Consider the following 19,560-nt stretch of genomic DNA (forward strand, 5'->3'; position numbering starts at 1 on the left):
GACCGACGGAACCGGGGAGTTGTCCACAGGCCGAGCCGTTTCCACGAAGTTGTCCACAGGCCCGCGATCGAGGCCGGCGGGGCCCTCCCGAGGCCGCACGCTCGATACCGGGGCTCGCACCGGCGGGCCGGTGTGGAGGACGACGCGATGGACCGGCGCTGCCTGATCGTGGCCGACGATCCCGAGCTGCTCGACGCGCTGCTGCGGCTGGCCGCAGCAGCCGACATGGACGCCCAACGCGCGGTCGACGCGGCCGACGCCCGCCGGGCCTGGGCCCGTGCACCGGTCGTCCTGCTCGACCGGTCCGGGGCCCGGCGCTGCGGCGAGGCCGGTTTCCCGCGCCGCGACGGCGTCGTGATCACCGTCCCCGGTGAGCCCGCCGCGGAGGACTGGCGGCTCGCCGTCGCCCTCGGCGCGGACCGAGTCGTGCAGCTCCCCCAGGGTGAGGCAGGCCTGGCCGGGATCCTCGCCGACGCCCGGGAACGCGCAGCGGGCGACGGGCGGGCGGGCCGGGTGCTGGCCGTGGTCGGCGGCTGCGGTGGGGCGGGTGCCTCGGTGCTCGCCACCGCGGTCGCGCTGACCTCCGCGCGAGCCGGGGAGTCCGCGCTGCTGGTCGACTGCGACCCGCTCGGCGGCGGCCTCGATCTGATGGTCGGGCTGGAGCAGGAGGCCGGGCTGCGCTGGCCGGAGCTGTCGGTCGGCGACGGCCGGGTGCGCGCCGCGTCGCTGCACGCCGCGCTCCCACGGGCCGGGTCCGGGCGCACCGCGTTGTCGGTACTGTCCTGCGCACGCTCCCCGCACGGACCCGAACCGGCCGCGGTCACCGCGGTCCTCGACGCCGGGCGCCGCGCGGGCGGCACCGTCGTGTGCGACCTGCCCCGCTACCCCACCGACGCCGCGCTCACCGCTCTCGGCAGAGCCGACCTGACCGTCCTGGTGGTGCCCGCCGGCTGCGGTCCTGTGCCGCGGCCGCCCGGGTCGCCGACGTGCTCGCCGAGCATGCCCGGGCCGTGGAGCTCGTCGTGCGGGGGCCCTCCCCCGGCGGGATCACGCCCGACGAGATCGTCACCTCTCTCGGGCTGCCGCTGCTCACGACCATGCGTCCCGAGCGGGACCTCGCCGGCGCTCTCGAACGGGGCCGCACGCCCGGCTCCGGGCGGGGCCCGCTGGCCACCGCGGCCCGGGCCGTGCACGAGCGCCTCTCCGGTACGGCCGGCATCCGGCGGGCGGCCTCGTGAACCCGCTGGTCGACCGGGTGCGGGCCCGGCTGGCCGACGCGGGCGGCGAGACCGGGCCGGCCGCCGTCGCCGCTGCGGTGCGGGCCGAGTCCGGTGGGGTCGCGTCCGATCTGGACGTCCTCGCCGCGCTCCGCACCCTGCGCCAGGAGTTCACCGGAGCGGGCCCGCTCGACGCGCTGTTGCGCGACCCGATGACCACCGACGTGCTGGTCACCGCGCCCGACGCCGTCTGGGTCGACCGCGGCGACGGACTGCGCCGCACCGGCATCACCTTCACCGACGAGGCCGCGGTCCGGCGACTCGCCCAGCGCCTGGCACTCGCCGCGGGCCGCCGCCTCGACGACGCGAGCCCCTGCGTCGACGGCAGGCTCCCCGACGCCGGGGTCCGGCTGCACGCCGTCCTCCCACCGGTGGCGGCGGCCGGGACCGCGATCTCGCTGCGGGTGCTGCGTCCCGCCGGGCACGACCTGGCCGCGCTCCGGCGGACCGGCACCCTCGACGCGACCGGCGAGGCACTGCTGCGCGCGATCGTGGGCGCCCGGCTGGCCGTGCTCGTGGCCGGCGGGACGGGGAGTGGCAAGACCACTCTGCTCAATGCGCTGCTAGGCGCGGTCGACCCGGGCGAGCGCCTGATCACCGTCGAGGACGCCGAGGAGCTCTCCCCACGCCACCCGCACGTCGTGCGGCTGGTCGCCCGGCCGCCGAACATCGAGGGCTCGGGCGGGGTTCCGCTGCGCGAACTGGTGCGTCAGGCGTTGCGGATGCGGCCGGACCGGCTGGTCGTCGGCGAGGTCCGCGGCGCCGAGGTGTGCGACCTGCTGGCGGCGATGAACACCGGTCACGACGGCGGCGGCTGCACCGTGCACGCGAACTCGGTCCGCGAGATCCCGGCCCGGATGCGCGCACTGGCCGGGCTCGGCGGGATGTCCCCCGCCGCGCTCGACGGTCAGCTGACCGCCGCCGTCCAGGTCGTGCTGCACATGCGACGCCGCCCCGGCGCCGGCCGGACGCTCGACGAGATCGGCGTGCTGGGCCGCTCCGACGACGGCACCCCACACGTCACCGCCGCCTGGAGCCGCGGCTCCGGGGTCGGGCCGGGCCGCGACGAGCTCGCGACGCTGTTGCGCGAACGCGGGGTCGGTGTGCCGTGCTGAGCGCACTTCCCGGGACGCCGCAGGGCGTGACGGTTCCCGTCCTGCTCGCGCTGGCGGTGCTGACAATGCCCGCGGCGCCGGGGCGGTCCCGGTGGCGGGCCCTGACCGGCACCGGGACCGCCCTCCCGACGGCCCGGCTGCTCGCTCCGCCGTTGCCGCTGCTCGCCGCCCCGCTGGGGTGGCTGCTCCTGGGCCCCGCCGGCGCGGTGTGCGCAGCGGGGGTGGCGTGGGGAGTGCGGCGCCGGATCGCCACACGTCGGGCCGCGGACCGGGCCGGGTCGACGGCGGCCGAGCTCGCCGACGCACTCGCCCGGATCACCGACGAGCTGCGCACCGGCGCGCACCCCGCGGCCGCGCTGGCCGGGCACGTGCACGACGGGCCGCTCGCCCGCGCACTGCTCGAGCCGGCTGCGGTCGCTGCGAGGATCGGTGAGCCGGTCCCCGAGGCCCTGCGTCGGACGGCGCGGGGCCCCGCCCGGCGCGATGTCGAGCGGGTCGCCTCGGCCTGGGAGCTCGCCGACACCCACGGTGCCCCGCTCGCCGACCTGCTCACCGGTCTGCTCGACGACATCCGCTGGCGGATCGCGCACGGAGCCCGGGTGCGAGCCCAGCTCGCCGGGCCTCGGGCGACGGCGTCGGTGCTGACCGCGTTGCCGTTGGCCGGAATCGGTCTCGGGCAGTTGATGGGCATCGCGCCGCTGACCGTGCTGCGCACCGGGCTGCACGGGCCCGCTCTGCTGCTGACCGGGGTCGGCCTCACGGTCGCGGGGGCGGCGTGGGCCGACCGGATCCTGCGTGCGGCGGTGCCGACGTGACCGCGGCCGCGCTCGGGCTCGCCGCGCTCGCCCTGGTCGTCGGCGGCGGGCGTCCCGGACCGGGGCGGCTGCGCGGGCTGCGTGCCGTCACCGGGGCGACGACGGCCGCGGCGCCGCCCCGCACCGCGGTCCTCGCGGTGCTCGTTCCCTCCGGGGCCGCGCTCGGCGGAGCTCTCGGCGGGATGGGCGGCGCGGTCGTCGGCGCCGCACTGGGCGGCGGGTTGCTGTGGCTCGCCCGGCGGGCGGCCCGCGGGCCGGCTGCGTCGGTGGACTCCGCGGATCTGGCCGCCGCCTGGGACCTCCTGGCGACCTGCCTCGCCGCCGGTCTCGCCGTGGCGGACGCCGCCGGAGCCGCGGCCCGGCGGCTCGACGGCCCGGCCGGTGAGGCGTTGCGCAGGGTCGCGGGCCTGCTGGCGCTGGGCGCCGACCCCGAGGACGCCTGGGCCGCCGCCGGCCCGGTCCCCGAACTCGCCGGGTTCGCCCGCGCGGCGGGCCGGTCGGCCCGCACCGGTGCCGCCCTCGGACGCTCCGCCACGGCGGAGGCCGCCCGGCTGCGCGCCGGTCTCGCGGATCTCGCCGAGGAGCGGGCGCAGCGCGCCGCTGTCCGCATCACCGCCCCGCTGGGGCTCTGCTTCCTGCCCGCCTTCCTGGTCCTCGGCATCGTGCCGGTCGTGATCGGGCTGGCCGGGGAGGCGTTCGCACGGTGGTGACCACCGCCGCGCGGCGACCGGGTCCGCACTCCGCGGGCCCCCGACGAAGGAGACACCGATGACCCCCACCCGTTCCCTGCTGCACCGCCGGCTGCGCGCACTCGCCTCGGACGACGACGGCATGTCCACCGTCGAGTACGCCGTCGGCACCGTCGCCGCCGCGGCCTTCGCCGCGCTCCTCTACGCGATCGTCAGCGGCGGAGACGTCCTCGCTGCCCTCACCGGGATCGTGCAACGTGCACTGTCCACGACGCTCTGACAACGGCCGCGACAACCCGAGCCGACCCGACCGGCACGACCGGCACGACCGCGGACACGGCGGCCGCCGTGTCCGCGGCCGCGCCACTCGCCGTGGTGCCGCGGTCGGCCCCACGAGCGGCCCGCCGTCCTGGCTGGCGGACGACCGTGGCGCGGTCACCGTCGAGGCGGCGCTGGCGCTCGGCACCCTGGTCGCGGTCACTGCGGCGGCGGTCGGAGCCGTCGCCGCGGTGGCGGCCGGGGTCCGCTGCACCGACGCCGCTCTCGAACTGGCCCGCCAGGCCGCGCGCGGTGACACCGAGCGGGGTCGGGCCGCGGCCGCGCAGCTCGCACCGGCCGGGGCCGAGCCCGAGCTCCGCGTCGACGGCGATCTCGTCGTCGTGACGGTGCGGGTCCGGCCGGTCGGGCTGCTCCCGGTCACGATCAGCGGTGCCGCGACCGCCGCGGTCGAACCCGGCGTCACGGCAGGCGCGGTCCGTTCCGGGTCGGCGCCGGCGCAGCCCGGTGGCGCGCCATGAGCCGGCACGCCCCGGTACGCCGCGGAGGCGACGCGGGCGTCGCCTCGGTCTGGGCCGCGACGGCCGCAGCGGTGCTGCTCCTGGTCGGCACCGTCGGTGTCGACCTGGCTGCCGCGGCCCGCGCCCGGCACGTCGCCTCAGCCGCCGCAGACCTGTCCGCGCTCGCGGCCGCGGGACAGTCGGTGGACGGCACCGCTGCCGCCTGCGCCCGTGCCTCCGACCTCGCCGTCCGCAACGGCGCCGAGCTGCTGACCTGCCGCCTCGACGGCTGGGACGCCCTGGTCGAGACCCAGGTCGCCTGGTCGGGGCTGCTCCCGCTCCGGGGTCCCGCACGGGCGAGGGCACGCGCGGGTCCGGCTCCCGTCGACGCGGGCACGCCCCCGGCGAGCGGGCCCGTGGACGGTTCGGTTCCGGCCGTGGAGCCGTCGTGAACACGCCCGGACGTGATCACGATCTCGGTGAGCGGTCCGCGCCTCCAGATGAACGGACGGCGAACCCCGGAGCACGCCGTCATCACGATTGCTTACGACGAACGTCCCAACGCAACGGCATTTCGTCGTGGGGGCGTGACCGATCACCGACGTTGCGCGGCCCACATCTGGTCACTGTCGCGACACTCGGGCCTACTAGGAGTCGCGAGGACGGGCAGGGTCCGGTCCGCCCCCGCCACGAAGACCACGCTCCCCAGACAGCGACGACGTCGGAGCGCCCCTGGCGCCCCCGTCCGATGTCGTCGCACGTGGTTGCCACCGGTCCGCCCCCGCCCCCGACGGGCGGGCCGGTGGTACCCCGTCCGGTCCCGCGGTCACCGCGAGCCGGTCGGGGTCCCGCCTTCCAGCGCGGCCAGGACCAGATCCAGCACCTGCACCGCCCCGCTCTTGTCCAGCGGATTGTTGCCGTTGCCGCACTTCGGGGACTGCACGCACGAGGGGCATCCGGTGCGGCACTCGCAGTCCCGGACCGCGGCGCGGGTCGCCGCCAGCCATCGCCCCAGCACCTCGTGGCCGCGTTCGGCCAGCCCTGCGCCGCCGGGGTGCCCGTCGTGCACGAACACCGTCGGGAGCCCGGTGTCGGGGTGCAGCGCGGTGGACAGGCCACCGATGTCCCAGCGGTCACAGATCGCGAACAAGGGGAGCAGTCCGATCGCGGCATGCTCGGCGGCGTGCAGGGCACCGGGGAGACGTGCCTCGTCGATGCCGGCGTCGGCGAGCGCGTCGGGGTCGATCGTGTACCAGACCGACCGGGTGTCCAGACTCTGCTGCGGCAGGTCCAGCGGCGTCTGGTCGAGCACCGTCCCGTCCGGGGTCCGTCGGCGGTACGCGACGACCTGGCTGGTCACCGTGGTCGCGCCGAAGCAGACCTGCACCGGCCCGCACCGGCGGTGCTCCAGCACCTCGAGCACGGCGACGTCGGAGACCGACTGGGCCTCGGTGCGCCAGTCCGGGGCCTCGGCGTGGACGAGCGCGACGCCGTCGTCGAGGTCCAGCTCGTCGACGACGAAGCTGTCGCCACGGTGCAGGTACACCGCACCGGAGTGGATCGTGCCCGGGGCCGAGCCGCCGTCGACGGTGCCCAGCATCCGCCCGGTGGCCGCCTCGACCACGGCGACCTGCCCGAGTCCGGAGCCCCGGATGTCGACGTGCGCGGCGGGTGCGTCGCCGGTGTCGGGCCAGAACCAGCCGTGCGGTCGGCGGCGCAGCACGCCCTCCTCGACCAGGGCGTCGAGGACCTCCACCGCCGGCGCTCCCCCGAACATCTCCTCGACGTCGACCGTGGTCAGCGGCATCTCCGCGGCCGCGCACGCCAGCTGCGGAGCGAGCACGTACGGGTTGACCGGATTGAGCACGCAGCTCTCGACCGGCGCACCGACCAGCGAGCTCGGATGGTGGACGAGGTAGGTGTCGAGCGGGTCGTCGCGGGCGACGAGCACGACGAGTGCCTCGTCGGCGGCGCGCCCGGCACGCCCGGCCTGCTGCCAGAACGACGCGCGGGTTCCGGGGAAGCCGGCCTGCACCACCGCGTCGAGCCCCGAGATGTCGACGCCGAGCTCGAGGGCGTTGGTGGTTGCGACCCCGATCAGCTTGCCCGACATCAGGTCGGCCTCCAGCGCACGACGCTCCTCCGGCAGGTAGCCGCCGCGGTAGGCGGCGACCCGCGCGGCCAGCTCGGGAGCGATCTCGGCGACCTGGCGCTGCGCACCGAGCGCGGTGAGCTCGGCGGCCCGTCGGGACCGGACGAAGGCCAGGGTCCGCGCGTCCTCCAGGACGAGGTCGGCGAGCATCCGGGAGACCTCGGCCCCGGCGGAGCGGCGGACCGGCGCCCCGTTCTCCCCGGTGATCTCGGCGAGCAGCGGCGGCTCCCAGAACGCGACGGTGCGACCGGCATGCGGGGACCCGTCCTCGGTGACGGCGACGACGTCGCGGCCGGTCAGCCGGGACGCGAACTCCTCCGGGCGGGCCACCGTCGCCGAGGCGAGCACGATCGTGGGGCGTGCGCCGTAGCGGGCGGCGAGGCGCAACAGCCGTCGCAGCAGCAGTGCCACGTGCGAGCCGAACACCCCGCGGTAGGTGTGGCACTCGTCGACCACGACGTAACGCAGCCGGCGGAGGAAGGTCGTCCAGCGTCCGTGCCGGGGAAGGAGCGACCGGTGCAGCATGTCCGGGTTGGAGAAGACCCACCGGCAGTGCCTGCGGACCCAGTCGCGCTGGTCCATGGGGGTGTCACCGTCGAAGGCGGCAGGCCGGACACCGTCCGGGGCGAGCCCGTCGAGGGACCGCAGCTGGTCAGCTGCGAGTGCCTTGGTCGGGGCGAGGTACAGCGCCGTGGACCGCGGGTCCTCGGCCAGCCCGGCGAGCACCGGGAGCTGGTAGACCAGCGACTTCCCCGACGCCGTCCCCGTCGCGACGACGACGTCGGCGCCGGAGTGCACCAGTTCCGCCCCGTGTGCCTGGTGCGACCACGGGCGGGTCACGCCGCGGGCCGCCCAGGCCGTGCGCAGCGGTTCGGGTGTCCAGCCCGGCCAGTCGACCTGGCGGCCGGGCCGTGCCGGAATCCGCACGACGTGCCGCAACGGGTCGTCGACGGCGCCGGCCGGATCATCGCCATCGACACCATGGAAGCAGGGAAGATCGGCAGGGCCAGGAGGACGGCTGGAACCGGCAGGGCCGCGGGAGCCGGCAGAGCCGTCGGGGTCGGTCGGCCTCCCGGAGCCGCGCGCTCCGTCCGGACCGTCGAACCCGTCCTGAGCCGCGAACGCCCCGGCGCCCGGTCCCGGCCTCGGCGGGACCGTCTCCGCCGGACCGGACGTCCACGTGGCGTCGGCACGGGCCGGGTCGAGGCCCGAGCCCGCCAGCACGCGGCGCAGCAGCTCCATCCCGCGCTGCGACCCGTCCGGGCCCTGCGTGCTCTCCGCCGTCACTCCCACGACCGACCACGATGGCACAGATGTTCGAACGATCCGAGGTCGCTCCCGGTGTCCGCCCCCGGCCGACGGGCGCGGGACGTGCGGATGACAGAAGTGGTTGCGTCGCAGGTGATCTGCAGGTTCCCGGATTGCGTCGCGACATCGTGTGGGATTGATCACCTTTGCCAGTTCGTTACGTCTTGTGATCCCAATCGCACTGAGGGATGTCCCACACTCATAGACTGCACCAGCCCGGTCACCGGTGGACGCCGCCCGGGCCCAGTCGACGCCGACGAGGCCGTCGCCGCCCGGCCGGGTCGCGCCACAGTGACCCCGACCCGGCCGCCGGGGACCTCGCCGGCCGGATCCTTTCCACCGGGAGGACACGGATGTCCCAGCCCACCTACCTCGCCCAGGGCCTCGAGCTCGGCGCGGGGGACCTCACCATCGTCGGTGTGGTCGCGGTGGTCGCCCTCGTCGCCCTGGTCGTCGGCGGTCTACTGCTGCGGGAGGTGCTCTCCTACGGCGAGGGCACCCCGAACATGCAGGAGATCGGCCGCGCGGTCCAGGAGGGCGCCACGGCGTACCTCAACCGCCAGTTCCGCACGCTCGCGATCTTCGCCGCGATCGTGTTCGTCCTGCTCTTCGCGCTCCCCGCCGAGGACCTCGGTGAACGCATCGGACGATCGATCTTCTTCGTCGGCGGCGCGGTCTTCTCCGCGATCATCGGCTACCTGGGCATGTGGCTCGCCACCCGCGCGAACATCCGCGTCGCCGCGGCATCCCGCGAGCCGGGCGGCCGCGAGAAGGCGACCCGCATCGCGTTCCGCACCGGCGGCGTCGTCGGCATGTTCACCGTCGGCCTCGGCCTGTTCGGGGCGGCGATCGTCGTGCTCGTCTATGCCGGCCAGGCGCCCCGCGTCCTGGAGGGCTTCGGTTTCGGCGCGGCACTGCTCGCGATGTTCATGCGGGTCGGCGGCGGCATCTTCACCAAGGCCGCCGACGTCGGCGCCGACCTGGTCGGCAAGGTCGAGCAGGGCATCCCCGAGGACGACCCCCGCAACGCGGCCACCATCGCCGACAACGTGGGCGACAACGTCGGTGACTGCGCCGGCATGGCCGCCGACCTGTTCGAGTCCTACGCGGTGACGCTGGTCGCCGCACTGATCCTCGGCACCGCGGCGTTCGGCCTGCAGGGCCTGCTGTTCCCGCTGATCGTCCCGGCGATCGGCGTGATCACCGCGATCCTGGGCGTCTATCTGACCAAGGCCCGCGCCGGGGAGAACACCCTGCGGGCGATCAACCGCAGCTTCTACCTCTCGGCGCTGTTCGCCGGCGTGCTGTCCATCATCGCAGCCTACGTCTACCTCCCGAGCACCTTCGGCGAGCTGCTGAACCCGACCGACACCAGCGTCGTCGGGCTCGCGGGCGACCCCCGCCTGATCGCCTCGGTCGCCGTGGTCATCGGGATCGTGCTGGCCGCGGTCATCCTCAAGCTGACCGGCTACTACACCGGCACCGAGGACCGCCCGGTCAAGGACGTCGGCGAGTCGTCGCTGACCGGTGCGGCCACCGTGATCCTGTCCGGCATCTCGATCGGCTTCGAGTCCGCCGTCTACACCGCGCTCGTCATCTCCGCGGCCGTCTACGGGGCGTTCCTGCTCTCCGGCTCGATCGTCGTGTCGCTGTTCGCGGTCGCACTGGCCGGTACCGGCCTGCTGACCACGGTCGGCGTCATCGTGGCGATGGACACCTTCGGCCCGGTCTCGGACAACGCGCAGGGCATCGCGGAGATGTCCGGCGACGTCGAGGGCGACGGCGTCGACATCCTCACCGAGCTCGACGCGGTCGGGAACACCACCAAGGCGATCACCAAGGGCATCGCGATCGCCACCGCGGTGCTCGCGGCGACGGCGCTGTTCGGCTCCTACCGCGACGCGATCAGCCAGGCCCTGGCCGGGGTGAACATCGCCGCGCAGGACGCCGGGACCGCGTTCGCCTACGAGGTGTTCAGCCCGAACACCCTGGTCGGCGTGATCATCGGCGCCTCGGTGGTCTTCATGTTCTCCGGCCTCGCGGTCAACGCGGTGACCCGCGCCGCGGGCGCCGTCGTCTACGAGGTGCGCCGCCAGTTCCGCGAGCACCCCGGGATCATGGACCGCACCGAGCGCCCGGAGTACGGCCGCGTCGTCGACATCTGCACCCGGGACTCGCTGCGCGAGCTGGCCACCCCCGGCCTGCTCGCCATCTTCGCCCCGATCGCGGTCGGGTTCGGTCTCGGCGTCGGCCCGCTGGCCGGCTACCTGGCAGGTGCCATCGCGACCGGCGTCCTGATGGCGATCTTCCTGGCCAACTCGGGCGGCGCCTGGGACAACGCCAAGAAGCTCGTCGAGGACGGCAACCACGGCGGCAAGGGCTCCGACGCCCACGAGGCGACGATCATCGGCGACACCGTCGGCGACCCGTTCAAGGACACCGCGGGCCCCGCGATCAACCCGCTGATCAAGGTCATGAACCTGGTCTCGGTGCTGATCGCCCCCGCGGTCGTGGTGCTGTCCACCCCGGACGCCAACCCGGTGATCCGCGTCCTCATCGCGATCGTCGCGGTGGTGATCATCGCGGCCGCGGTGGTGGTCTCGAAGCGCCGCACCTCGGCGATCACCGACACCCCTGCCGAGAGCTCGGTCGGTTAGCCGACACCTCGCAGGACCACGGCGGCCGCTCGTCCCATCGGGACGGGCGGCCGTCTTTCGTCTCGGGACGATTCGGATACTCTCCGCCGGACCGCAGTGATCACCCCCGACGGAGGAGCGATGCGGACATCGCGAGGTCTCGCCGCGCTCCTCGTCGCCCCGGCCGTCGTGCTGGCGGGCTGCGGCCCCTCCGGGCCGACCGTCGAACAGTGGACCGACTCGATGTGCGCGGCCGTGCTGCCCTTCGTCCGCACCGCCGTGGACGCGCCCGCGGAGACCCCGGATCCGGCGCAGCGGCTGCGGGCCCTCTCCGACTACCTGACCCGCACCACCCAGGCCGCCGACGGCGCGCTGGGCGACCTGGACCGGCTCGGCCCGGCCCCCGTCGACGACGGCGAGGCCCTCTCCGCGCGGCTCCAGGGCGGACTCGGCGAGATCCGCTCGGCGTTCTCCGGGGCGCGCTCGCGGGTCGACGCCATCAACCCGGCCGACCCGGCCGCGGTGCAGCGAGACCTGCCTGCCGCGCTGGAGCCGCTCGCCCGCCTCGCCGGGACCACCGGGCCGCTCGACGAGGTCACCGGCAACCCGGCGATCGCCTCGGCGTTCCGGGCCTCGACGGCCTGCACGGACCTCACCCGAACGGCGGAGCAGGCCCGCCCGACACCGCCGCCCGGCGGCCCCGCCGATGCCCCGAACGGGTCAACCGGGGAGGGCGGAGGCAGCTGACCCGCGGCGGCGTCCTACCGTCGACCACTGTCCGTGTCCCGGGCCCCCACGGGCCCCGACCCTGGAGCCCGACGATGGCCACCCCCCGCCCGGCGCGCACCGCCCGGGTCCTGCTCCCCACCCTGCTCGCCGCGCTCCTGGCCGGCGGCTGCGCGTCGAGCGTGGCCGGCACCCCCGCGGCGGACCCGGCCCCCCGACCGACCGCGGGCGTCGGCGCCGACCCGGTCGCCTGGGGCGACAAGGTCTGTGGCGCGACCCTGGCCTACTACCAGCCGCTCAACACCCCGCCGAACTACGACGGCGCCGACCTCGCCGGGATCAAGACGCGCCTGTCGGAGTACCTCGGCAAGGTGGCGGCCGGCATCGACACCGGCAAGAAGCAGCTGGCCGCGGCCGGGCAGTCCCCGGTGAGCGGCGGCGACGCGTGGGCCGCCGCGGTCCGCGACATGCTCGACCGGTCCGGCACGACGATCGCCCAGGCCAAGAAGGACGTCGACGCCATCGACCCGAACGACGTCCAGGGCTTCAAGGGCAAGCTCGACGGCGCCCAGCAGAAGCTGCGGACGATCTCCGGCGCCCAGGGGCTGGACAAGATCGGGCCCACCCCGCGGCTGGACAAGGCGTTCGCGACCGCACCGAAGTGCGTCGCACTCAAGAAGATCAACGGCCCCGCCTGACCCGGTGCGTCCCCCGTCCGGCACTCCCCGCTGGGCAAGGTCGAACATGCGTTCTATGCTTCGCGGGTGCCGCAGATGTCGCTGTTCTCCGCGGAGGCCCGGCCGGCCGGGCTGACCGACCTGGCCGGGCTGCTCTGCGGGCCCGGGCGGATCGAGCGGTTCGGCGCCGGGGACACGGCCCGGTTCGACGTCCCCCTGCCGATCGAGGGGCGCGAGACCGCGCTGGCCGCGCTGGCGGCCGCCCGCGGCGTCACCCTCGCCCCCGGGGCGTCCGGGATGCACAGCGCGTTCCGGCGCGACCTGGTCCCCCTGGCCCGCGCCTGGTGCACGCCGGACGGTCGCAAGCAGATCCCGCCGGACTTCCAGCTCGACGGCGCCGCGCTCCGGCTGTGGGCACTCGCCGCGGGCACTCCCGACCTGCGCGGCGGGTACCTGCTGCTGCTCGATCCACAGGCGTCGTGGACCCACGGCCCGCTGATCGCCGCCGCCACCCGGGCCGGTCTGCCCCCGGCACGGCTCGCCCCGGGGGAACACGGCGCGCCCGGCCCGGCGTTACGCCTGCACGGAGCGCGTCGACTGGCCCGACTGGTGGAACTGGTGGGCCCCGCGCCGCGGATGACGAATCCGGCCGACTGGCCCCGGTACCGCGGCCGACCGGCCGCCTGACCTGCCGAACTACGGCTGGGTCTACGCTGGCGACTCGCCCGCTCCCAGTGGCACGAGCCACGACACGGAGCGACGACGGTGTGAGATCGTGCGATCGTCGACCCCGAAGAAGACGCTCAGCGCAACCGTCCCGGCACGCTCCGGGACCGCACGATGCACCTGTACGGGGTCGGATAACGGCGACGACGTCGCAGGGATCGCGACGCAGCCGAGGAGATGAGGTAGGACCACGTGGCAGCAGCGACAACGGGAACGACGGGTTCGGCACGCACGTCGGGGGGCAGCACGCGCAAGCCGACCTCGACGGCGAACGCATCCGGCCGCCCGACGCGCCGCCTGGTGATCGTCGAGTCCCCCAGCAAGGCGAAGAAGATCCAGCCCTACCTGGGCAACGACTACATCGTCGAGTCCTCCGTCGGGCACATCCGTGACCTGCCGCGCGGTGCGGCGGACGTGCCCGCCAAGTACAAGGGCGAGTCCTGGGCGCGGCTCGGCGTCGACGTCGACAACCAGTTCAGCCCGCTCTACATCGTCACGCCGGAGAAGCGCAGCACCGTCTCGGAGCTGCGCGAGGCGCTGAAGACCGTCGACGAGCTCCTGCTCGCGACGGACCCCGACCGCGAGGGCGAGGCCATCGCCTGGCACCTGCTGGAGACCCTCCAGCCCAAGGTCCCGGTCCGGCGGATGGTCTTCCACGAGATCACCGAGTCGGCGATCCGGGCGGCCGCGGAGAACACCCGCGAGCTCGACCAGCACCTCGTCGACGCGCAGGAGACCCGCCGCATCCTGGACCGTCTCTACGGTTACGAGGTCTCCCCCGTGCTGTGGAAGAAGGTCATGCCGAAGCTGTCGGCGGGCCGCGTCCAGTCGGTCGCGACCCGACTGATCGTGCAGCGCGAGCGTGACCGCATCGCGTTCCGCTCCGCGGAGTACTGGGACATCGCCGCGACCCTCGACGCCGGGGAGAAGGCCACCCCGCGCTCGTTCGGCGCACGGCTGGTGCAGGTCGACGACAAGCGCGTCGCCACCGGCCGCGACTTCGACTCGCTCGGGCAGCTGAAGAAGGGCTCCGCCGAGGTCGTCACCCTGGACGAGGCACAGGCACGCCGCCTCGCCGACGGGCTGCAGGACCGTCCGATGCAGGTCGCCTCCGTCGAGTCCAAGCCCTACACGCGCAAGCCGTACCCGCCGTTCATGACCTCGACGCTGCAGCAGGAGGCGGGCCGCAAGCTGCGATTCTCCTCCGAGCGCACGATGCGCAGCGCGCAACGCCTGTACGAGAACGGCTACATCACCTACATGCGTACGGACTCGACGACGCTGTCGGCGACGGCCATCGAGGCCGCCCGCTCGCAGGCCCGTGAGCTCTACGGCGACGCCTACGTCGCGGACTCGCCGCGCCAGTACACGCGCAAGGTGAAGAACGCCCAGGAGGCCCACGAGGCCATCCGGCCCGCCGGCGAGACCTTCCGGACCCCCGGTGCGATCGCCCGCGAGGTCGACGGCGACGACTTCCGCCTCTACGAGATGATCTGGCAGCGGACCATCGCCTCGCAGATGAACGACGCCCGCGGGACCACCGTGAGCATTCGGATCGCGGGTACCGCGGGGACCGGCGAGAAGGTCGTGTTCGCGTCCTCCGGCCGCACCATCACCTTCCCCGGCTTCCTCAAGGCCTACGTCGAGACCATGGACGACGAGTCCACCGGCCAGGCCGACGACGCCGAGTCCCGGCTCCCGGAGCTGACCGAGGGGCAGGCGCTGACCGCCACCGAGCTGGTGCCCGACGGGCACTCGACCAGCCCGCCGTCGCGCTTCACCGAGCCCGCGCTGGTCAAGGCGATGGAGGAGATGGGGATCGGCCGGCCGTCGACCTACGCGTCGACGATCAAGACCATCCTCGACCGCGGCTACGTCTGGAAGAAGGGCTCCGCGCTCGTCCCGTCGTGGGTGGCCTTCGCCGTCGTCGGGCTGATGGAGCAGCACTTCGGCCAGCTCGTCGACTACGACTTCACCGCCGCCATGGAGGACGACCTCGACTCCATCGCCTCCGGGGACGACTCCCGCGTGCACTGGCTGTCCGGCTTCTACTTCGGCGACGAGGGCGCGGACACCGGGTCGGAGATCGCGAAGGCGGGCGGGCTGAAGAAGCTCGTCGGCGCGAACCTGGAGGAGATCGACGCCCGCACGGTGAACTCGATCCCGATGTTCACCGACGCCGAGGGCCGCGACGTCGTCGTCCGGGTCGGGCGCTACGGCCCGTACCTGGAGCGGATCGTCGACGGCGAGTCCCAGCGGGCCAACCTGCCCGACGACCTGGCCCCCGACGAGCTGACCGAGGAGATCGCCGAGAAGCTGTTCTCGGTGCCGCAGGAGGGCCGCAAGCTGGGCACCGACCCGGTCACCGGCCACGAGATCGTGGCGAAGGAGGGGCGCTTCGGCCCCTACGTCACCGAGCTCCTGCCCGAGCCGGAGGTGCCCGAGGGCGCCAAGAAGGAGCCGGCGAAGCCGAAGCCGCGCACCGGGTCGCTGTTCAAGTCGATGTCGGTCGACACCGTCACCCTCGAGGACGCGCTGCGGCTGCTGTCGCTGCCCCGGATCGTCGGCACGGACCCGGACTCCGGTGACGAGATCACCGCGCAGAACGGCCGCTACGGCCCGTACCTGAAGAAGGGCACGGACTCGCGGTCGCTGTCGAACGAGGAGCAGCTCTTCACGGTCACCCTGGAGGAGGCCCTGGAGATCTACTCCCAGCCCAAGCAGCGGGGCCGTGCCGCCGCGGCACCGCCGCTGCGCGAGCTGGGTGAGGACGCCTCGACCGGCAAGAAGATGGTGATCAAGGACGGCCGGTTCGGCCCCTACGTCACCGACGGCGAGACGAACGCCAGCCTGCGCAAGGGCGACTCGGTCGAGGAGATCACCGACGAGCGGGCGTCCGAGCTGCTCGCCGAGCGGCGGGCGAAGGCCCCGGCGAAGAAGACCACGACCCGCAAGCCGGCCGCGTCGAAGAGCACTGCGTCGAAGAGCACCACGACCAAGAGCTCTGCGGCCAAGACCGGCACCCGCACGGCCGCGGCGAAGAAGACCACGACGCGCAGCACGGCGGCGAAGAGCACCACGACGAAGTCGACCGGGACGCGCACCCGCAAGACCCCCACGACCTGAGTCGAGGACGGGCCTCGCACCGGAGCGATCCGGTGCGGGGCCCGTCGTCGTCGACGGGGGCGGGTCAGCCCGCGGCGAGGGCCTTCTTCACCGCGGCGGCGACACGACCGCCCTCGGCGCGGCCCGCCGCGGCGGCGTTCGCCTTCTTCATGACCTGCCCCATCTGCCGCATGCCGGGCCGCTCCCCGGTCTCGGCCTCCACCTCGGCGACGGCGGCGGTCGCCAGGGCGGCCACCTCGTCGTCGTCGAGCTGGGTCGGCAGGTACCGGGCGAGGACCTCGCCCTCGGCGCGCTCACGGTCCGCGGACTCGGGGCGGCCGCCGTCGGCGAAGGCCTGGGCGGACTCGGCACGCCGCTTGGTCTCCTTGGTGATGACCGCGCGGACCTCGTCGTCGGAGAGCTCCCGGGCGGTGTCACCGGCCACCTCGGCGTTGCCGATCGAGGTCAGGACGGATCGCAGGGTCGTCCGGACCAGCTCGTCCCTGGCCTTCATCGCGGTGGTCAGGTCGGCCCGCAGCTGCTCCTTGAGGGTGCTCACGGGTCGCCACGATAGTCCCGCGACGTACGCTGGATCGCGTGAGTATCGCTGGGACCCTCGCACGCACCGCCGCCGGAGCCGCCCTGCTCGGGGCCTCGGGAATCGGGTACGCGGCGGGGATCGAGCGGCGGCACTGGACGCTGCGCCGGGGCGAGCTCCCCGTCCTCGACGAGGGTGCGCGGCCGCTGCGGATCCTGCACCTGTCGGACTTCCACCTCATGCCGGGCCAGCGCAGCAAGATGCGGTGGATCGCCGCGCTCGACGAGCTCGACCCGCACCTGGTGATCGACACCGGGGACAACCTGGCGCACCCCGACGCCGTCCCGGGCGTGCTGACCGCGTTGGGGAGGCTGCTGGAGCGGCCGGGCGCGTTCGTGTTCGGCAGCAACGACTACTACGGCCCCACCCGGAAGAACCCGGCCCGCTACCTGCGTCGCGGGGACACCAGGCGGGTGCACGGGGCGGACCTGCCCTGGACCGACCTGCGCGCCGCGTTCCGCGAGCACGGCTGGGTCGACGCCACCCACGCGCGGCACCTGCTCGAGGTCGACGGCCGGTCGGTCCGGATCGCGGGCGTCGACGACCCGCACCTGAACCTGGACCGCTACCCGCGCATCGCCGGCCACGACGCCGACGCCGACCTGCGCATCGGGCTGACCCACTCCCCCGAGCCGCGGGTGCTCGACGGCTTCGCCGCCGACGGCTACGACCTCGTCCTCGCCGGCCACACCCATGGCGGCCAGCTGCGGCTGCCCGGCTACGGCGCGCTCGTCACCAACTGCGGGATCGACCGGGGCCGTGCCCGCGGGGCGAGCCGCTGGGGCAGCCGGATGCGGCTGCACGTGTCGGCCGGGCTGGGCACCTCGCCGTACGCGCCGGTGCGCTTCGCGTGCCCGCCGGAGGCCTCGCTGCTGACCCTCGTACCGCGGACGACCGGCCCCGATGCGCGGACGGGAACCCCCGCGCAGGCCACGGAGGGCATCGGGTAGAGTTCTCCACGGCTCACGGGGAGACCCGAGTGTCCATCGGGGTGTGGCGCAGCTTGGTAGCGCGCTTCGTTCGGGACGAAGAGGTCGCAGGTTCAAATCCTGTCACCCCGACCACATGAAGGCCCAGATCCAGCGGATCTGGGCCTTCGTCGTGTTCCGGTGGACTACTCCCCGACGAGCCCCGCGAGCCCGTCCAGGGTCCGCGCGAGGCCGAACTCCCACGCACGATCCGGATCCCAGGCGCTCCCGTGGGCCGCGCCCACCGCGCTGCCGACCCGGACCGCCAGCGGGTAGACCTCCGGGTCCAGCACGCGGTCCAGCAGCGGCGCGTTGACCGCCCACCACTGCTCGTCGGTCAGCGACGACGCCAGGGCCGCCTCGCGGGCCTCCTGCTCGGCGCGAGCGTGCTGACGGACGAAGGCCAGCAGGTGCGACAGTGCAGCGTCCCGGTCCAGGTCCGACAGCCCCAGGCCGTCGAAGGCGTGCAGCTCGTACTCGTACTTCGCCATCTGGCCGGGGCCGAGCGACGGCCGGTGTGTGGAGACGGCCGCCGCCCACCGGTGTGCCCGGTGGAACGCGCGGTTGCCGTCGGCGACCGAGGTGAGGCGGTCACGCCACGGCCGGCCGGCGAGGTCGGGCCGCGGCATCCCGCGGTAGGCCGCGTCGAGCATCAGGTCGAGCAGCTCGGCCTTGCCCGGCACGTAGGTGTAGGTCGTCATCGTCGACACCCCGAGGGCGTCCGCGACCTTCCGCATGCTGAGCGCGGACAGGCCGTCCCGGTCGGCCAGTGCGAGGGCCACCTCCACGACCCGGTCCAGCGAGAGCGACTGCCGAGGACCGCGGCGCGGGACGGCCGCAGGGTCGCGCCAGAGCAGCGCGAGCGTCCGGTCCGGGTCACCGGCGTTCGTTCGCGTGGGAGCCACACTGCCATCCTCCCCCACCTTTCCGTGTACGCTGTACATCGTACGCCGTACATAGTTGAGGAGACCCATGCACATCACCGCCTCCGCCGTCGCGCTGAACGTCGAGGACGTCGCCGCGTCGCACTCCTTCCTCGTCGAGCACCTCGGGTTCGAGGTCGCCATGGCGGCGGACGGGTTCGCCTCGCTCACCCGCGACGACGTGGGCATGAACGTGATCTTCCTGCGACGCGGCCTGGAGACGCTCCCGGACGACCAGCGCGACCTCCACGCGGACGGGCAGATCCTCGCGTTCACCGTCGACGACCTGGAGAGCGAGCTGGCACGCCTCGTCGAAGAGGGGGTCGCCATCACCATGCCGCTGACCACCGAGGAGTGGGGCGAGCGGGCCTTCCAGGTCCGCGACCCCAACGGCGTCGTCATCCAGCTCGTCGACTGGAACGGGGCGACCGCTCCCCGGTAGCTGGCCACCACCGACTGCCCGACGGTCCCGTGGTCGGAACCACCGGGGCACGGGCGACCCGCCGGGGTGGTGGGGTGCGACGACAGGGCGTGATGCGGGATCCTGGAGGAATGAGTGAGAACCCGGTAGCGCTCGAACTGGACGACGCGGGACTGGCCGGTGGCCTCCCCCGCCCGGCACACCAGCTCGACGGGATCCAGGACGTACCGTTCCGCCCGGTCCAGTTCCGCGACAACGACCTCCCGACCGCACTGGAACGTGCCGCGCAGTGGCTGCGCGAGACCCAGACCTGGCTGGGCGAGCCGGTGGACGTGATCGCCATCCACCTCGACTACAACGAGGCCTCGGAGGCCGCGTACTACGAGCTCAAGCTGCTCTGCAACGAGGAGGACCTCGCCGGCGCACCCATCGCGGTGCGACAGCGGGCCGCCACCGACGCCTGATCCCCCGACGACGGTCGTCGCCCCGGGGACCGGGGCGACGACCGTCAGTGACGAGGGTCACGATAGGCACCATGATCAGCAGGTCACGGACCCGGGATCGACACCTCAGGGCCTGCCGGAAGGAACGGGTGTTTGGTCCACACCGCGTGCTGCGGTACCGTTCCTCTCGGTCACCGTAGTTCTG

At 74.2% G+C, this 19,560-nt stretch carries 18 protein-coding genes, 1 tRNA gene and 1 pseudogene; 17 read left to right on the forward strand and 3 right to left on the reverse strand.

Annotation, left to right across the window (positions count from 1 at the left end; all coding sequences use genetic code 11):
• Positions 1-225 precede the first annotated feature (225 nt).
• The 8 genes and pseudogenes from ssd to KPL59_RS16000 all read left to right on the forward strand — a co-directional run.
• A pseudogene (ssd, locus tag KPL59_RS15965) lies at positions 226-888 on the forward strand (septum site-determining protein Ssd); the annotation flags it as partial.
• Positions 889-986: 98 nt separating this feature from the next.
• A complete protein-coding gene (locus KPL59_RS15970) occupies positions 987-1,238 on the forward strand; it encodes a hypothetical protein (RefSeq protein ID WP_226353727.1) in 252 nt (83 codons plus the stop codon).
• Positions 1,235-2,392 carry a TadA family conjugal transfer-associated ATPase gene (locus KPL59_RS15975; RefSeq protein ID WP_226361263.1) on the forward strand — a complete coding sequence of 386 codons (1,158 nt, stop codon included), beginning with the start codon at positions 1,235-1,237 and terminating at the stop codon, positions 2,390-2,392. Before KPL59_RS15970 ends, KPL59_RS15975 begins: the two co-directional genes overlap by 4 nt.
• Before the next feature lie 26 nt (positions 2,393-2,418).
• Complete coding sequence (locus KPL59_RS15980; protein ID WP_226353732.1) at positions 2,419-3,207, forward strand: type II secretion system F family protein; 789 nt, start codon at positions 2,419-2,421, stop codon at positions 3,205-3,207.
• Entirely contained in the window at positions 3,204-3,917 is a 714-nt protein-coding gene (locus tag KPL59_RS15985) for a type II secretion system F family protein (RefSeq protein WP_226361264.1), read from the forward strand. The genes KPL59_RS15980 and KPL59_RS15985 overlap by 4 nt, the downstream gene beginning before the upstream one ends.
• A gap of 58 nt (positions 3,918-3,975) precedes the next feature.
• The gene (locus KPL59_RS15990; protein ID WP_149663265.1) at positions 3,976-4,176 is read left to right on the forward strand and encodes a DUF4244 domain-containing protein; all 201 of its coding nucleotides are present in this window, start codon (positions 3,976-3,978) and stop codon (positions 4,174-4,176) included.
• Positions 4,154-4,693, forward strand: a complete 540-nt coding sequence (locus KPL59_RS36955) for a TadE family type IV pilus minor pilin (protein WP_226361265.1) — start codon at positions 4,154-4,156, stop codon at positions 4,691-4,693. Before KPL59_RS15990 ends, KPL59_RS36955 begins: the two co-directional genes overlap by 23 nt.
• On the forward strand, positions 4,690-5,124 hold the full coding sequence (locus KPL59_RS16000; protein WP_075308803.1) for an Rv3654c family TadE-like protein: 435 nt from the start codon (positions 4,690-4,692) through the stop codon (positions 5,122-5,124). The genes KPL59_RS36955 and KPL59_RS16000 overlap by 4 nt, the downstream gene beginning before the upstream one ends.
• 374 nt (positions 5,125-5,498) lie before the next feature.
• Here the strand turns inward: KPL59_RS16000 and KPL59_RS16005 are convergent, their stop codons facing one another.
• Complete coding sequence (locus KPL59_RS16005) at positions 5,499-8,066, reverse strand: DEAD/DEAH box helicase (RefSeq protein ID WP_226353731.1); 2,568 nt, start codon at positions 8,064-8,066, stop codon at positions 5,499-5,501.
• Positions 8,067-8,485: 419 nt separating this feature from the next.
• Here KPL59_RS16005 and KPL59_RS16010 point away from each other — a divergent pair, with 419 nt between their 5' ends.
• From KPL59_RS16010 to topA, 5 genes are all read left to right on the forward strand, one after another.
• The gene (locus tag KPL59_RS16010; protein WP_226361266.1) at positions 8,486-10,789 is read left to right on the forward strand and encodes a sodium-translocating pyrophosphatase; all 2,304 of its coding nucleotides are present in this window, start codon (positions 8,486-8,488) and stop codon (positions 10,787-10,789) included.
• A gap of 120 nt (positions 10,790-10,909) precedes the next feature.
• Entirely contained in the window at positions 10,910-11,515 is a 606-nt protein-coding gene (locus KPL59_RS16015) for a hypothetical protein (protein WP_226361267.1), read from the forward strand.
• 74 nt (positions 11,516-11,589) lie between these two features.
• Complete coding sequence (locus KPL59_RS16020; RefSeq protein ID WP_075308811.1) at positions 11,590-12,192, forward strand: hypothetical protein; 603 nt, start codon at positions 11,590-11,592, stop codon at positions 12,190-12,192.
• Positions 12,193-12,267: 75 nt separating this feature from the next.
• The gene (locus KPL59_RS16025) at positions 12,268-12,858 is read left to right on the forward strand and encodes a hypothetical protein (RefSeq protein ID WP_226362091.1); all 591 of its coding nucleotides are present in this window, start codon (positions 12,268-12,270) and stop codon (positions 12,856-12,858) included.
• A 339-nt stretch (positions 12,859-13,197) separates the two neighbouring features.
• Entirely contained in the window at positions 13,198-16,023 is a 2,826-nt protein-coding gene (topA, locus tag KPL59_RS16030) for a type I DNA topoisomerase (protein WP_374111632.1), read from the forward strand.
• 64 nt (positions 16,024-16,087) lie between these two features.
• Here the strand turns inward: topA and KPL59_RS16035 are convergent, their stop codons facing one another.
• A complete protein-coding gene (locus KPL59_RS16035; protein WP_020627793.1) occupies positions 16,088-16,561 on the reverse strand; it encodes a GatB/YqeY domain-containing protein in 474 nt (157 codons plus the stop codon).
• Positions 16,562-16,599: 38 nt separating this feature from the next.
• On the opposite strand from KPL59_RS16035, the gene KPL59_RS16040 reads away from it, so the two are divergent.
• The gene (locus tag KPL59_RS16040; protein WP_226361268.1) at positions 16,600-17,550 is read left to right on the forward strand and encodes a metallophosphoesterase; all 951 of its coding nucleotides are present in this window, start codon (positions 16,600-16,602) and stop codon (positions 17,548-17,550) included.
• A 37-nt stretch (positions 17,551-17,587) separates the two neighbouring features.
• Positions 17,588-17,664, forward strand: a tRNA-Pro gene (locus KPL59_RS16045).
• Between the two features lie 50 nt (positions 17,665-17,714).
• On the opposite strand, the gene KPL59_RS16050 is transcribed toward KPL59_RS16045, so the two are convergent.
• Positions 17,715-18,473: a TetR/AcrR family transcriptional regulator gene (locus KPL59_RS16050; RefSeq protein ID WP_226361269.1), complete on the reverse strand. Its 759-nt coding sequence runs from the start codon at positions 18,471-18,473 to the stop codon at positions 17,715-17,717.
• 67 nt (positions 18,474-18,540) lie between these two features.
• Between KPL59_RS16050 and KPL59_RS16055 the strand changes: the two genes are divergently transcribed.
• Positions 18,541-18,933: a VOC family protein gene (locus tag KPL59_RS16055; RefSeq protein WP_226361270.1), complete on the forward strand. Its 393-nt coding sequence runs from the start codon at positions 18,541-18,543 to the stop codon at positions 18,931-18,933.
• A gap of 110 nt (positions 18,934-19,043) precedes the next feature.
• Entirely contained in the window at positions 19,044-19,376 is a 333-nt protein-coding gene (locus KPL59_RS16060; RefSeq protein WP_020627797.1) for a hypothetical protein, read from the forward strand.
• The last annotated feature ends 184 nt before the right edge of the window (positions 19,377-19,560 follow it).

It is taken from the genome of Pseudonocardia sp. ICBG1142 (assembly GCF_020496255.1).
Lineage (GTDB): Bacteria > Actinomycetota > Actinomycetes > Mycobacteriales > Pseudonocardiaceae > Pseudonocardia.